8 protein-coding genes and 4 pseudogenes are annotated in these 14,869 nt (G+C 73.3%); 7 read left to right on the plus strand and 5 right to left on the minus strand.

Annotated elements, in window-relative coordinates; all coding sequences use genetic code 11:
- Window positions 1-4 precede the first annotated feature (4 nt).
- Complete coding sequence (locus AB0M54_RS06370) at window positions 5-1,210, minus strand: threonine synthase (protein ID WP_364469488.1); 1,206 nt, start codon at window positions 1,208-1,210, stop codon at window positions 5-7.
- Window positions 1,211-1,278: 68 nt separating this feature from the next.
- Here AB0M54_RS06370 and AB0M54_RS06375 point away from each other — a divergent pair, with 68 nt between their 5' ends.
- The 3 genes from AB0M54_RS06375 to AB0M54_RS06385 are packed head-to-tail and all read left to right on the plus strand — an operon-like array spanning window position 1,279 to window position 3,630.
- A complete protein-coding gene (locus AB0M54_RS06375; protein WP_364320199.1) occupies window positions 1,279-2,355 on the plus strand; it encodes a histidine kinase in 1,077 nt (358 codons plus the stop codon).
- Window positions 2,352-3,038, plus strand: a complete 687-nt coding sequence (locus AB0M54_RS06380; protein WP_364469686.1) for a response regulator transcription factor — start codon at window positions 2,352-2,354, stop codon at window positions 3,036-3,038. The genes AB0M54_RS06375 and AB0M54_RS06380 overlap by 4 nt, the downstream gene beginning before the upstream one ends.
- 10 nt (window positions 3,039-3,048) lie before the next feature.
- Window positions 3,049-3,630, plus strand: a complete 582-nt coding sequence (locus tag AB0M54_RS06385) for a hypothetical protein (RefSeq protein ID WP_364320201.1) — start codon at window positions 3,049-3,051, stop codon at window positions 3,628-3,630.
- Window positions 3,631-3,752: 122 nt separating this feature from the next.
- Here AB0M54_RS06385 and AB0M54_RS06390 read toward each other — a convergent pair whose 3' ends face one another.
- Complete coding sequence (locus tag AB0M54_RS06390) at window positions 3,753-6,146, minus strand: hypothetical protein (protein WP_364469490.1); 2,394 nt, start codon at window positions 6,144-6,146, stop codon at window positions 3,753-3,755.
- A 150-nt stretch (window positions 6,147-6,296) separates the two neighbouring features.
- Here AB0M54_RS06390 and AB0M54_RS06395 point away from each other — a divergent pair.
- From AB0M54_RS06395 to AB0M54_RS06410, 4 genes and pseudogenes are all read left to right on the plus strand, one after another.
- Window positions 6,297-6,887, plus strand: a pseudogene (locus AB0M54_RS06395) (DedA family protein); the annotation flags it as partial.
- A 455-nt stretch (window positions 6,888-7,342) separates the two neighbouring features.
- Window positions 7,343-7,585 (plus strand): annotated as a pseudogene (locus tag AB0M54_RS06400) (histidine kinase); the annotation flags it as partial.
- 121 nt (window positions 7,586-7,706) lie between these two features.
- Entirely contained in the window at window positions 7,707-7,952 is a 246-nt protein-coding gene (locus tag AB0M54_RS06405; protein WP_364469492.1) for a LuxR C-terminal-related transcriptional regulator, read from the plus strand.
- 351 nt (window positions 7,953-8,303) lie between these two features.
- Window positions 8,304-10,661 (plus strand): annotated as a pseudogene (locus AB0M54_RS06410) (BTAD domain-containing putative transcriptional regulator); the annotation flags it as partial.
- A 156-nt stretch (window positions 10,662-10,817) separates the two neighbouring features.
- Here AB0M54_RS06410 and AB0M54_RS06415 read toward each other — a convergent pair.
- From AB0M54_RS06415 to AB0M54_RS06425, 3 genes and pseudogenes are all read right to left on the minus strand, one after another.
- Window positions 10,818-11,216 (minus strand): annotated as a pseudogene (locus AB0M54_RS06415) (sigma-70 family RNA polymerase sigma factor); the annotation flags it as partial.
- Between the two features lie 112 nt (window positions 11,217-11,328).
- The gene (locus AB0M54_RS06420; RefSeq protein ID WP_364469494.1) at window positions 11,329-13,320 is read right to left on the minus strand and encodes a tachylectin-related carbohydrate-binding protein; all 1,992 of its coding nucleotides are present in this window, start codon (window positions 13,318-13,320) and stop codon (window positions 11,329-11,331) included.
- Between the two features lie 74 nt (window positions 13,321-13,394).
- On the minus strand, window positions 13,395-14,789 hold the full coding sequence (locus AB0M54_RS06425; protein ID WP_364320209.1) for an Nramp family divalent metal transporter: 1,395 nt from the start codon (window positions 14,787-14,789) through the stop codon (window positions 13,395-13,397).
- Window positions 14,790-14,869 lie beyond the last annotated feature (80 nt).

Consider the following 14,869-nt stretch of genomic DNA (forward strand, 5'->3'; position numbering starts at 1 on the left):
GAATTCAATCGGGAAGGACGGCGTCCGGGGCGAGCAGTTCCGGCGACGGCAGGGCGAGCGTGTCGGCGGAGTTGGCGGCGGCGCCGGTGTTGAGCAGGACCACCTCCTCGTCGCCGGTGAGCCAGCCGGTGCCGCGCAGGTGTTCCGCGGCCGCGACGGTGGCCGCGCCCTCGGGGCACATCAGCATCCCGTCGGCCGCCGCGCACGCGGCCTGGGCCGCCACGATCGCCTTGTCGGGCACGGCCACCGCGGTGCCGCCGGAGTCGCGGATCGCGTCGAGCACCAGGAAGTCGCCCAGCGTGCCGGCCACGTTGATGCCGAACGCGTGGGTCCGGGCCTGGCCGGCCGGCCACGGGTCGGCGGTCGCCGCGCCGGCCTCGAAGGCCCGGACGATCGGCGCGCAGCCCGTCGACTGCACCGCGACCAGGCGGGGGAGCGGGCCGCTGATCCACCCCAGGGCCAGGAGCTCGTCCAGCGCCTTGCGGATGCCGATCAGGCCGACCCCGCCGCCGGTCGGGTAGACGATCACGTCGGGCATCCGCCAGCCGAGCTGCTCGACGATCTCCAGGCCCATGGTCTTCTTGCCCTCGACCCGGTACGGCTCCTTCAACGTCGCCGTGTTGAACCACCCGCGGTCGATCGCCTGGGCGGCCAGCCGTCCCGCGTCGGCGATCAGCCCGTCGACCACGTGCACCCGGGCGCCCGCCAGCACCGCCTCGGCCCGGGTGAACGCCGGCGCCCGCGCGGGCGCCACCACCAGCGCCCGCATGCCGGCCCGGGCCGCGTAGGTCGCCCAGGCGGCGCCCGCGTTGCCGTTGGTCGGCATGGTGATCCGCTCGATGCCCAGCTCATGGGCCCGGGACACACCGACCGCCGCGCCACGGGCCTTGAAACTGCCGGTGGGCAGCAGCCCCTCGTCCTTGACCAGCAGCCGCGACAGGCCGAGCCGCGCCCCGGTGCGCGGGATCGGCACCAGCGGCGACATGCCCTCGCCCAGCGTCACCACGTGCCGCGCCTCGCGGACCGGCAACAGCTCCCGATAACGCCACAGATCGGGTGCCCGCCCCTTGATCTCGGCCGGCGTCACCGCGACGTGGTCCAGGTCGTACCGGGCGAGCAGCGGCCGGCCGCACGAGCACAGGTTCTGCGGGACGTCGGCGTCGTACTTCTCGCCGCAACGGCCGCACTCGAGGTGGGACAGCGCGCTCATCAGTCGACCATAGTGCGGTACCACGTTCGCGGTACGCGGGCGCCGCGGCGGATGCGTACCGTGACGCCATGCGGGCCTGCGTGAGCGACCTCGGGATAGCCGCCCTCGCGTTCGCCGGGGCCGCCGCCCGGGTGGCCGCCGCGCCGGTCCAGCCGGCCGACCGGGCGCCCGATCTGCTGGCGTACGCGATGGTCCTCGGCATGGCCCTCGCCCTGCTGGCGCGGCGGCAGCAGCCGGCGCTCGTCCTGGCCGCCGTGGTGTTCCTCTTCCTCGCCTACCACGTCGACCGCTATCCGGGCGGGGCGCCGGCCGTGCCGGTGTGGATCGCGCTCTACTCCGTCGCGGTCGCGCCCCGGCGGCGGCTCGGGCTCCTCGTGGCCGGGGTGCTGATCGTGATCGACGCGCAGAGCCGGATGATCGTGGCCGGCCTGGGTCCGCTGGACGCGGCGCTGGACGGCTCGACCGGCATGTTCGTGGCGGCGCTGCTGCTCGGCGAGGCGGTCCGGGCGCGCCGCGAGCGGGTGCGGCTGCTCGCCGCCGAGCGTGACCGGGTCGCCGAGCAGCGCGTGACCGAGGAACGCATCCGCATCGCCCGCGAGCTCCACGACCTGAGCGCACACACCCTGGCCGTGGTGTCGGTGCAGGCCGCTGTGGCCGCCGACGCGCTCGACGACGACCCCGATCAGGTGCGGAAGGCGCTGGCTTCGGTACGCGGGGCAGCCCGCGAAGCGATGACGGAGCTGCGGGCGGCGGTCGGCGTCCTGCGCGACGGCGTCCGTGGCGTCGAGCCGGCGCCGACGCTGGAACGGCTGCCGTCGCTGGCCTCGGCCACCGGTGCGACCCTGGTCGAGGAGGGCGACCGGCGGACGCTGCCCCGGGCGGTCGAGGCCACGGCGTACCGGATCGTGCAGGAGGCGGTGGCCAACGCGGTGCGGCACGCCGGAGCGTCGACCATCGAGATCCGCGTCGGCTACGCGGCCGACGGGGTGTCGCTCGCGGTCCGGGACGACGGGACCGGCGGTGGCGGGCCACCCGGCAACGGCCTGCGCGGCATGACCGAGCGCGCCACCGGCCTGGGCGGCTGGGTGCGGGCCGGGCGGGCCGGTCACGGCGGTTTCGAGGTGCGCGGGTGGCTGCCGGCATGAGCGTGCGGGTGCTGCTGGCCGAGGACGAGGCGTTGGTGCGCGCCGGTTTCCGGGTGCTTCTCGAACGTACGCCCGGTGTCGAGGTGGTCGCCGAGGCGGCGGACGGCGACGAGGCGATCGCGCTGACCCGCGCCCACCGCCCCGACGTGGTGCTGATGGACATCCGGATGCCCCGCACCGACGGCCTGACCGCCACCCGCCGGATCCTCGGCGACCAGCGTCTGCCCGGCGTTCGCGTCATCGTGCTGACCACGTTCGAGTTCGACGAGTACGTGTACGAGGCCCTCCGCGCCGGCGCCAGCGGCTTCCTGCTCAAGGACCTCAGCCCCGACGAGTTGCGCCACGCCGTGCGGGTGGTCGCCGCCGGGGACGCCCTGCTGGCGCCCGCGGTGACCCGCCGGCTGATCGCGGCGTTCGCCCGGGTCGGCGCCGACCCGCCACCCGGTCTGGACACCCTGACCGCCCGCGAACGCGAGGTGGTGGGCCTGATCGCCGACGGCCTGTCCACCACGGACATCGCCGGCCGCCTGGGCATGAGCCCGGCCACCGCGAAGACCCACACCAACCGGGCGATGGCCAAGCTGGGCGCCCGCGACCGGGCCCAGCTCGTCGTCCTCGCGTACCGCGGCGGGCTGGCCGGCCTACCACGAACGCTGGATTCCCCACGCCGGCAACGTCCCTAGCGTCGGCACCATGATTTTCCTGATTCTCGGCCCCGTGCTCAATCTCGCCGCCACCTTCTTCTGGCAGGACGGTCGTCAGGGCGCCACCAGCGGCGCGTTGTCCGGCCTGGGCATCGCCCTGTGGCTGATCGGCCTGCTGTCTCTCTACGACGGCCTGCGCCCGCGTTCCCCCCGGTTCGTGGCCGCGGCCGTTCCCCTGACCGTCCTCGGCGCCGCGGGCGGTGTGGCCTTCTCGGTGCAGTCCATCCACGAGGAGATGTTCGGCGTCACCCACGCCGCCACGGTCGACCGCCTGACCGACTTCCCGCTCGCCGCGAACACCCTGTTCTGGCTGTGCGGCCCGCTGTTCCCGATGATGATGGTCGCCCTGGGCATCATGCTGATCCGCCTCCGCACCGCCCCGGCCGCGATCGGCGTGCTCCTCATCCTGGGCGGTCTGGCCTTCCCCCTGAGCCGCATCACCCGCGAGACCCTGATCGTCCACCTGGCCGACCTGCTCCTCTGCCTCCCCTTCCTCTACCTGGCCGTCCGCCCGCCCCGGCCCGCCGCCCCGGAAACCGCCTCGACGGCAAGATCAAGTTCAAGGGCTTGATCTTCCCGCGTCCGTCGGGGTGCAGACCGTATGCTCCCGCGGGCTACGGGCTGGGGCCCATCGGAGATGGCCCGAGCCCTTCCGGGTCCGTGCGCGCAAGCCCCTTCGCCCTGAGCAAAGGGTCAGCGCAGGTCGACGGCGAGCACATGCCGGCCGCCGGCGCCGGCCTCGACGTGCAGTTCGGTGCCTCGGGGCGTGGTGACCGGGCGGGTGGGAACGCGGTGGCCGTCGAGGCGGGCCGAGGTGACCGTCGCGCCGGGCGGGAGGACCACGCCCAGGGTCAGGCGGGCCCGCACCGCGGCGTTGACCGTGACGCTGACGTGGTGGGCGCGGGCGGTCGACCGGACGTCGACGTGGCCGGGGCCGACCGCGATGTCGGCGCCGGCCATGGAGGCGAACACGGGGACCACGGTGAGGCGGCCGTGGCCCAGGTCGGGGGCGACGCCCAGGTGCTGGTGGATGACCGGCCACAGGACGCCGTAGGCGCCCCACGCCTGCAGGACGCTGGAGCGGCTGAGGAAGTCCTTCTCCAGGTTCGAGCCGAAGTCGGGCGACGGGAGGATCTCCGGCATCGCGCCGGGCATCTCCCACACCGCCGGGTCGAGCTGGCTGCGGGCGTTCGCGGTGGTGTAGCGGCGCTGCGGGGCGAGCCGGCCGTGGTTGCCCTCGGCGACGGCCATGACGGCGTTGCCCAGGGAGAAGACGCTGCGCTCGGGCGGGACGGCGGATTCCACGCTGTCGCAGCCGGGGGCGCCGGTGTGGAAGAGGCCGAAGTCGCCGGTGAAGCAGTCGCGCTCGCGCTGCGACAGGGCGGCAGCCGCGTGCGCGGGGGCGAGCGGCAGCCCGGACTCCATCGGGACGGCGCCGATCCAGAACCGTTGGTACAGCTTGGCGTCGCCGGCCGACCGGGAGTCCGCGTACGAGCGGGCGTCACCGCCGTACCACCAGGACGACTCGAACCGGCGGAGCCGGGCCGCCGCCTGCGAGGACGCCCACGCCGCGGTCGCCCGGTCGGACCGGGACGCGGCCAGGGTGGCCAGGTCGAGCAGGCCGCGGATGGTGTAGACGGCCACGTCGAGCTTCTCCGGGCCCATGCCCTCGCGTTCGACGTTGCCGCTGCCCTCGGGCCAGCCGTCGCGGTCGGCGTCCAGCGCCAGCGCGTACCGCATGCCCCGGACCGTGAAGTCGTACATCTCGTCGCGGAACCGGTCGTCGCCGGTCCAGCGCCAGACCAGGGCGACCGCGCTGGGCAGCTTCACGGTCTCGTCGGTGTTGCCCGGGTCGTCGTTGGCGCCGTAGTAGACCTGACCGTCGGGCGTGACCTCGTGCACGACCTTGCCGGAACGGTGGTTCACCACCTCGCTGATGTCGCGGAGCGTACGCAGATGGTCCTTGACCGCCTCGAACTGGCCGGCCGCCACCGCCGCGAACGCCGTGTACTCGCCGTCGGTGGCGAAGATCCACGGATAGTCCGGCCAGCCGGCGCCGATCCAGCGGGCGCGATCGAGACGGCCCGCCGGAGGTGGCAGTGACGTGCCCTCGTCGCTGGCGAACAACCGCAGGTCACGAGACTCCTGCACCGAGTCGGCGAGGTTCTGCTTGGACCACTCCACGCTCTGCTGGAGCAGCCGGTCGCCGGGCAGATCGACACGGCTGCGCGCGGCCACGGCACGCCGGGCCGCCACCTTGGTGGCCAGCGCCGCCGCCGGATCGCGGAGCGCGCCGGCCAGCTCGCCGCGCGCGGCGGCGAGACCCTGATCGGACCCGGCCACCGCGAACCACACCGTGCTCCCGGCGGCGACCGCATAGGACAGCCGTCCGCCCGTACCCCGGCCCGACGGCCCGTCGTCGCACGCCGCCGGCGCCGGGTCGCCGCAGATCACCGCCCCCTGTGGCCCGCGCATGCCGGCGCCGAGCGCGTGACCGAGGGGCGCGTGGGTGCTGCCCACCAGCGCCGCGTAGGAGCGGTCCCGGAAGACCAGGTTCCGGCCGTCGAATGCGCCCGAGTCGGGCCGGTTGACCGCGTCGGCGGACGGGGTGGTGAAGCTCCAGGGGTACGCCGTCAGCAGCTCGGAATGCGCCTCGACGGTGAGCCGCGACGGGCCGGCGCCGGCCGGGAACCGCAGCCCGATCAGCGCCGCGCGCCGGCCGTCCGGCACCACGTCGACGCGCTCGACGGCCAGGCCACCCGGCCCGTTCAAGGTCATCGACGTGTACCCGGGGTGGGTGGTGAACCGGCTCGCGCGCAACCAGGTGCCGTTCACCCCGAACCAGAGGCCGTCGAGCAGCTTGATCGGCGGCGACCAGAACCCGCCCATCTCGCCCCGGATGTGCCACCCGGTGCCGGGGTAGGTCCCGTCGGCCGCGCCCATCTCGTACATCCGGTCGCCGGTGACCACGAACCGCCGTTCACCCAGCCGCCCGGTTTCCGAGAGCGACGGTGACGCGGATGCCGGGGCAACACCGGCCAGCCCGACGATGGTGCCGATGACAACCGCGGCCGCGAGTGCTTTCATGGCGCGCTCCAGGATCGATCGACGCTGATCTCCTGCCCTCACCATCGTCCTGTTCGCGGACCCCCGCAACCGCGGACCTGTGGGTTTCCACAGGCGATCGGGTGCTCTGCCCCATGGGCCGCGGCGCCCGGGATTTCTAGCGTTTCCGGCATGAACGACACCATCGCCGACTGGGCGGTCAACCTGATGAACACGCTCGGCGGGCCCGGCGCCGGCCTGGCCATCGCGCTCGAGAATCTCTTCCCGCCGCTGCCCAGCGAGGTGATCCTGCCGCTGGCCGGGTTCGCCGCCAGCCGGGGCGAGCTGAGCCTGGCCGGCGCGCTCTTCTGGACCACCCTGGGCTCGGTGGCCGGCGCGCTGGTCCTCTACGGGCTGGGCGCCGGGTTCGGCCGCGATCGGGTCCGCGCGGTCGCCGCCCGCCTTCCGCTGATCAGCCTGGGCGACATCGACCGCACCGAGGCCTGGTTCGCCCGGCACGGAGGCAAGGCGGTGTTCCTGGGCCGGATGGTCCCGATCTTCCGGAGCGTGATCTCGCTGCCGGCCGGGGTCGAGCGCATGCCGATGCGCCGGTTCCTGCTCTACACCACGGCCGGCAGCGCCCTCTGGAACACCGTGTTCGTGCTGGCCGGCTACCTGCTCGGGGAGAACTGGGAGCTGGTCGAGCGCTATGCCGGCGTACTCCAGAAGGTGGTGATCGTGGTGGTCCTGGCCGCGGTGGCCTGGTTCGTGGTGCGCCGGATCGGGACACTGGTCCGGTGAGATGGGCGCGGGAGATCCTCGGGGTGCTGGCCGGCGCGGCCACCGCCCTGGTCGGGCTGGCCTTCTTCCTCGGCGCGGGGTTGCTGTGGGCGGTGCCGCCCGGGCGTCGATGGGTACGCGCCGGAGCACGGTCCCTGGCCACCTTCGACCGCGAGCGGGTCACCCGGATGCTCGGCGGCGGCCTGATCGAGGGCGACGCCGAACCGGGCCGGGCGGCCGCCTACCTCGCCCTGCGGCTGCCGGTGGGCCTGCTCGGCGGCCTGCTCACACTGCTCTACACGTGGGGTGCGGTCGCCACCGTCCTGCTGGTCGCCGGCTGGTTCACCGGGCGGACGGTGGACGGCATCGAGCCGTCGCCGCTGAACGTGGTCTGGATCCTCTCGGCGGCGGCGGTCCTGGCCTTCCTGGGGCTCCAGGGCCTGCTGACCGTCGGCCGGATGGACCGGGCCCTGGCCGCGCGGTTCCTGACGCCGAGCGACCGGGTCGCCTACGAGCGGCGGATCGCCGAGCTGTCCACCGCCCGGGCCGAGGTCGTGGTCGCGGTCGACGCCGAGCGCCGCCGGATCGAACGCGACCTGCACGACGGCGTGCAGCAGCGGCTGGTCGCGCTCGGGATGCTGCTCGGCCGGGCGCGGCGGGCCCAGCCCGACCGGATCCCGGAGCTGCTCCGCCAGGCCCACGAGGAGGCGGCGGACGCGCTGGCCGAGCTGCGCGAGGTGTCCTGGCGGGTGTTCCCGGCGGCGCTGGACGCGGGCGGGCTGGCGGCCGCGCTGGAGACGCGGCGCCGCCTTCGACCCCGAGGTGGTACGCCAGCTGCTCGCCCGTACCTCGCACACCGACCCCCTGGCCACCCTCACCACCCGCGAACGCGACGTGCTCGACCGGATGGCCCAGGGACTGACCAACGCCCGCATCGGCGCCGAGCTCCACGTCTCCCAGAGCGCCGTCGAGAAGCACGTCAACGCCATCTTCGACAAGCTCCGCCTGACCGCCGAGCCGGGCTACAGCCGCCGCGTCCTGGCCGTCCTCAGATATCTGGAAGATTGATTGTCAGATATCGGGCTCACACCGAACCAGGCTCCTACCTGCGCGTATATCTTTCCCGTGATGAGTGGAGTCGCGTTCGGTGTGCTCGGGCCGGTCCGTGTCTGGCGCGACGACGCCGAGCTGCGGGTGGCCGCGGGCCAGCCCAGCGTGCTCCTGACGCTGCTGCTGGCGCAGGCCGGCGCCACCGTGCCGCTGACCGAGATCGTGGACGTGCTCTGGGGTGAGGACGAGCCGCCGACGGCGGTCAACATCGTCCAGCGGCACGTCGGGGTGCTGCGGCGGCTGCTGGAACCGGAACTGGGGCGCCGCGAGACCGGGCGGTGGCTGTTCGGCGACGGCAGCGGCTACCGGATGGACGTCAGCGCCGACTCGCTCGACCTGCTGCGGTTCCGGCGGCTGGCCGACGAGGCCCGGATGGCCGCGCCCGAGCCGGCCGTGGCCCTGTTCGCCGAGGCGCTGGCCCTGTGGCGCGGCTCGGTCGCGGCCGCCCTGCCGCTGGAGACCCAGTCCCATCCGGCCTTCACGTCGCTCGACCGCGAGCGCCTGACCGTGGTCAAGGAGTACGCGACCGCCGCCCTGCGGTCCGGCCGGGCCGAGCGGATCCTGCTCGAGCTGCGGACCACCGCCGAACGGCACCCTTTCGACGAGCCGCTCCAGGCCCTGCTCATCCAGGCCCTGGTGAGCGCCGGCCAGCAGGCCGAGGCGGTGCCGGTCCGCGGCGAGGTGGTCCGGCGGCTGCGGGACGAGCTGGGTGTCGACCCGGGGCCCGAGCTGGGCGAGGCGCTCACCCGGCCGGTCGTCCCGGCCGCCCCGCCCGAGGCCACCCCGGCCCAGCTGCCCAGCGACCTGGCCGCGTTCGCCGGCCGGGCCGACGAGCTGGCCCGGCTGCTGGCGTTCGGCGACGACGGCGGCCGGGTGGCGGCGATCGTGGGCATGGGCGGCATCGGCAAGACCACGCTGGCCGTGCACCTGGCCCACCGGCTGGCCGGGCGCTACCCGGACGGTCAGCTCTACGCCGACCTGCGCGGGTTCGGGCCCGGCGAGCCGGTCGCGCCGGGCGAGGTGCTGGCCACGTTCCTCGAGGCGCTGGGCGTGCCACCCGACCGCATCCCGGTGCGGCTCGACGCCCGGGCCGCGCTCTACCGCAGCCACCTGGCCCGGCGGCGCATGCTGATCCTGCTGGACAATGCCCGGGAGGCCGGCCAGATCCGGCCGCTGCTGCCCGGCGCCGGCGGCAGCCTGGTCCTGATCACCAGCCGCCACCGGCTGCCGGCCCTGGTCACCACGCACGGCGCGGTCCCGGTCCCGCTCGGCGAGGTGTCCGAGGGGGAGGCCCGGCAGATCCTGTCCCGGCGGCTCGGCGACGCCCGGGTTGCGGCCGAGCCGGAGGCGGTCAAGGACCTGGTCGAGCGGTGCGGCCGGCTGCCCCTGGCGCTGGCCGTGATGGCGGCGCGCGCGGCCATGAACCCGTCCTTCCGCCTGGCCGACCTCGCGGCCGAGCTCCGGACCGGCGCCGGCCCGTTGGACGCCGTCGGAGGGACCGACGTCTTCTCGTGGTCGTACGCCGCCCTGACACCGGACGCGGCCCGGCTGTTCCGCCTCCTGACCCTGCACCCGCCACCCGACATCGGGCTGCCGGCGATCGCGGCCGGCCGGCGGGACGCCCGGGCGCTGGTCGACGAGCTGACCAACGCCAGCCTGCTCATCGAGCGGGTGCCCGGCCGTTACGTGCTGCACGACCTGCTGCGGTCGTACGCGGGCGAGCTGGCCGAGGCGGCCGACCCGCCGGCCGACCGGGCCGCGGCCCGCCTGCGGGTCCTCGACCACTACCTGCACACCGCCCGCGTCGCCGCCGAGCGCTACACCACCACGCTGATCCCGGTCGCGCTGCCCGAGCCCGGGCCCGGCGTGACACCCGAGGCGATCGGCGACCGCGAGCAGGCGCTGGCCTGGTTCGACCGGGAACAGCCGGTGCTGCGCGAGCTGCTCCGGCTGGCCGCCGCGACCGGCCATCACCGGCACACCTGGCAGCTGGTCTGGAGCCTTGAGTTCTTCCTCGACCGGCTGGGCCACTTCGACGAGGCGGCCGCGTTCGCCCGGATGGCGGTGGCGGCGGCGGGCGAGCTGGCCGACCCGGTGGCCCAGGCCCACGCCCATCGCAGCCTGGGCCGGGCGTTCAACAAGCTGCGGCGCGACGAAGCCGCGCGTACCCATCTGGAACTGTCCTTGCGGCTCTTCACCAGTCAGGGCGACGGCAACGGGGTGGCGAGCAGCCTCAACTACATCGGTTTCCTGGCCGAGCGGCAGGGCCACTGGGCCGAGGCGCTGAGCTACAGCGAGCGGGCCCTGGAGGCGTACCGCCGGATCGATGACATGGTCGGGCAGGCGATGGGGCTGAACGCGGTCGGCAACATCCTGACCGAGATGGGGGAGCCGCGCCGGGCGCTCAACCCCTGCCGGCAGGCGCTGCGCATCTTCCAGGACCTGGACGACAAGCACGGCGAGGGGGCGGCCTGGGACAGCCTGGGCTACACCCACTTCCACCTGGGCGAGGTCGAGGAGGCGATCGCCTGCTACCGGAACGCGATCGAGCTGTTCCGCGACTCGCCGGCCCGCAACACCGAGGCGATCATCCTCGACCACCTCGGCCAGGCCCACCTGCGGCACGGCGCCCGGCAGGAGGCGTACGAGGCGTGGCGCCGGTCGGCCGCGATCTACGACCAGTTCGACCCGGCCACCGCCGAGCTGATCCGGGGCCGGAGCGCGCAGGCGCTTCAGTCCACCACCGCCATGCCCTCGCGGAGCGCGCAAGGCGTAGTGCGAGCGGGACCGCACCGTGCCGATCGGCAGGCTCAGTTCCTCGGCGACCTCGTCGACCGAGCGTCCCCGCAGGTGGAGCAGGGTCAGCACCTCGCGGTGGGCCGCGCTGAGCCGGCGCCAGGCGGCCACGATCGCCGCCCCGGCCAGCGCCGCGTCGGTGGTGTCCTCCACCCGCGTGATCCGGTCGAGGTCGAAGATCGGCAGCTCGGCCGGCCGCACGTTGCGGGCGCGGGCCGAGTCGATCACGATCCGCCGGGCCACGGTCAGCAGCCAGCGCCGCTGCTCCTCCTCGTGCGCCGGCAGCTTCTCGACGTTCCGCCAGGCCCGCAGCATCGTCTCCTGCAGCATGTCCTCGGCCGTCGGCCGGTCACCGTTGGTGAGCCGGAGCAGGTGGCGGAGGACGCTGTTCGCATGTGTGGCGTGCAGCTGATCGATGCAGGTCATGCCGCGACGCTACGAACGACATCTGACGTGGCACTGACACCGGACTGAGGCGGAAGTGCGAAGAACGCCGCCCGGACGGGTGTCCGGGCGGCGTTCGGTGTGCTCGGTGGAGTTACCTGGGCGGCGCGGGCAGGGTGTGCGCGGTGAACGACGGCGTCGCGGTCTTGCCGGCGGCCAGGCCGGACCCGCTCTGGCGGGTGTAGACGCGGGCGGCGTCGTTCTGGTTGCGGAAGGCGATGAGGTACGAGTCGCCGTTGCCGTCGGCGAACGGGGTGATGGTCGGGTCGGTCACGGTCGGGTCGGGGAAGTCGGGGGACAGCCGCAGCCAGTCACCCCAGGCGCCGGAGCCCGCTGCGGTCTCGAAGACCCGGTAGACCTCGTTGTCGGCGCCCCGCGCGACCACGACCAGCCGGCTGGTCTGCGAGTCGAGCACCGCGACCGGGGGACCGCCGCTGGTGAAGTCGCCCACCGCGCTCCACGAGCCGGGGAAGGCGCCGCCGCTCGCGCTCTGCTGCTGGGTCAGGATCTGACCGTCGGCGGACCGGGCGAAGACCCGCAGGATCTGGCCGGGCAGCTTCACCGCGGCCGGGGTGGCGGTGAAGCCGCTGCCGCCCAGCTCGGTCCAGGCCGAGACGGTCCCGTCGAGGTAGGTGGCGGTCACCGGGGTGCCATCCGCGTCCAGCGCGAACAGGGTGACCTTGCGGTCGGCGCCGGGGATGGCGGTCAGCTCGCCGGTCAGGCCGGCGCCGTTCACCTTGCGCCACGGGAACAGGTCGACGTCACCCTCGGTGCCGCTGTACCGGCGGGACCAGAGCCCACCGTCGGCGTCGAGGCCGAACGCGACCGGGTTGGTGTCGCTCAGCCGGACCACGGTGGGCCGCGACCTCAGCGCGCCGCCGAGGCTCGTGCCGGCGTCCCACGAGGTGCTCGGCGAGGCCTGCCGGGTGAACGACCAGGCGTCGCTGGAGGTGCTGTGCACCAGCATGCGGACCTTGCCCTGCGGGTTGATCGACAGCGCCGGGCGGCCGGTGAACCCGGCGTCGTTGGGCAGGGCCGACCACTGGACCGACGTGAAGACGTTGGGGTTGGCCTGGTAGCCGTGCCGCAGCCGGCCGATGTCGTCGGCGTACACGTAGTCGAGCGCGCCGAGCGAGGTCCCGTCGGCCTGCTCCTGGATGGCGACGATCGGACTGCCGGGCTGGTACGGCGTGGCCGGGCGGGCCGGCTCGTGCCGGTCGGTGAGCTTGCACGAGTTGGTGAGGCCGGTCAGGTTGGTGAAGGCGGCCCAGCCGGAGTCGCCGACCTTCCGGTTCGACACCACCCAGGTGTTGTTGTCCTCGCGGTAGCGGTAGGTCACCAGCTCACCGGTGGACGTGCGGGAGGCGTAGAAGGTGTCGCCGCCGACCCCGAAGATCGTCTTGTACTGGCCCCACGAGCTGGCGCCGACCTCGAAGTGCTCGGTCAGCCAGCGCTGACTGGCCGGCTCGAACCGGCTGCGGTAGAGCTTGCCGTCGGGGGTGCGGCCGTAGATCACGCCGGGGCCGGACGCGAAGATCAGGTTGTACCGGTCCCAGCCGGTGCTGATCACCCGGCCGTTGATGGTCCAGGTCCGGCCGGCCTCGTCGAAGCGCCACTGGCGCAGCCGGCCGCTCTGGTCGACGGCGTAGAAGTCGCCGATCTCGTCGACGGTGATCTTGTCCTTCCACGCCGTTCCGCCGTAGAGCGTGAAGTCCGAGCTGATCTTCCAGTTGATGACGCCGTCGACCTGTTCCCAGCCGGCGCCGACGTTGCGGTAGCGGAACAGCCCGTTGGCGTTGATGCCGTAGATCTTGGAGTCGGGCCCGCCCAGCACGCGCTGGTAGGTGTTCCAGCCGCCGCCGAGGTCGACCGGCGTGCCGTGGGCGGCGCTGGTCGTCCCCGGCGCGGTGAAGGGGTACCGGTTGTTCTTGCCCGCGGTGTTGACCGCGAAGCCCCAGGCGTTGCCCGAGCACTGCCAGGTGTCCGCCGCCTGGGCCGGGCCGGTCGCGCCGGCCACGACCAGAGGCACGGCGACCGCGATCGCCGCGGCCGCCGTTCGCAGGCGGCCGCTCCACTGAGTCTTCAATTGTCCTCCCCGTTGGTGATGCTTCCCGGGACGCTATACGGCCGCCGGGAACGGGGGCAATCCATTGTGGTGCGTCAATCGAAGAGGGCGCCGATGCGGTCCTGGAAGGTCAGCGCCGACAGCACCCCGAACAGCAGGAACGACCAGATCAGGGCGCCCAGCCGGAAACCGCGGACGCGGATCGGCTCGGGCAGGGTCCGGCGGTTGATCAGGATCAGCAGGGCCGAGTAGATGAACATCATGAAGCCGCCGACCACCGCCGAGGTGACGAGCAGGACGATGGGCTGGCTGACCCCGGCGAGCAGCACCACGATGCCGATCGCGACCAGGCCCCAGACCAGGCCGGCGTACACCTTGGACTCGTTGGCCTCGCGGGCGTACGAGGTCTTGATCACGTCGGCGGCCAGCCGGCTGGTGTAGTCGACGATGCCCAGCGCGGCGGCGAAGAGCGAGAACGCGCCGATGAACCAGAACAGGTACTGGAACCACGAGCCGACCCGCTCGGCCAGGACCTGACCCTCGATCTGCAGGAAGCCGATGCCGTTCTCCAGGCCGTCGCGGCCGAAGACGGTGGCGTACGCCAGCAGCGAGGTGAACAGGATCGTCACGAACGTGATGAGCACGAAGGTGGTGAGCTGCTCGATGTTGGCGAACTTCCACCAGCCCCGCCAGCGCGTCAGGTTCTCCGGCGTCGGCTCGAACGCGTACCCGGTGCTGGGCGCCGCCTCGGGCTGACCGGTCACCGGGCTGACCAGGCGCGGGACGTACGTACCCATGCCGAAGCCCTTGTCCCTGATCCAGTTGGACTGCACCAGGTTCTGGCCGCCGCCGGCCCCGGCGAAGGCGAGCGCGCCGAGCAGCAGCGCGAACCCGAGCTCGGTCGGGATCCGCGGCTGCGTCACGATGTGCGGCACGTCGCTCCACGCCTTGGCGCCGACCGCGAAGATCGCCGCGACGACGATGAACGTCATCACCGCCGCGACCTTGACCATCTGGGTGCGTTCCAGGGCCACGTAGACCACCGGCGCCAGGGTCAGGATCAGCCCGATGGCCACCAGCATGCCGACCGCGATCACGGTCTTGTTGCCGCCGAAGATGTACGTGGTCAGCGTGGCCGAGCTGGTCGCCCACCCCGGCCACAGGTTGGCGAAGTAGGTGAGGATCGCGAACACCAGGCCCCAGTGCCGCCAGTACCGGCTGAACCCGGTGAGCGCGGTCTCCCCGGTGGCCAGGGTGTACCGCTCGATCTCCATGTTCAGGAAGTACTGCGTCACCACCCCGACCAGCGCGGCCCAGACGAAGACCAGACCGACCTGCGAGGCGATGTACGGGAACAGCACGAACTCGCCGGACGCCAGGCCCACCCCGGCGGTGACGATGCCCGGGCCGATCAGCCGCCGGTAGTTCCGCGGCGCGTCGGGCATGTCACGGATCTCATGAGCGGGCAGATAGCGGGTGGGAGCGGCCACAACGCCTCCTGAGCTAGGGGCATCAACCCTCATGGATCTAGCGTGGAGTGTCAAGGGTCACAGGCCGGGGCCGCGGATAG

The sequence above is a fragment of the Actinoplanes sp. NPDC051470 genome, from assembly GCF_040682035.1.
Lineage (GTDB): Bacteria > Actinomycetota > Actinomycetes > Mycobacteriales > Micromonosporaceae > Actinoplanes.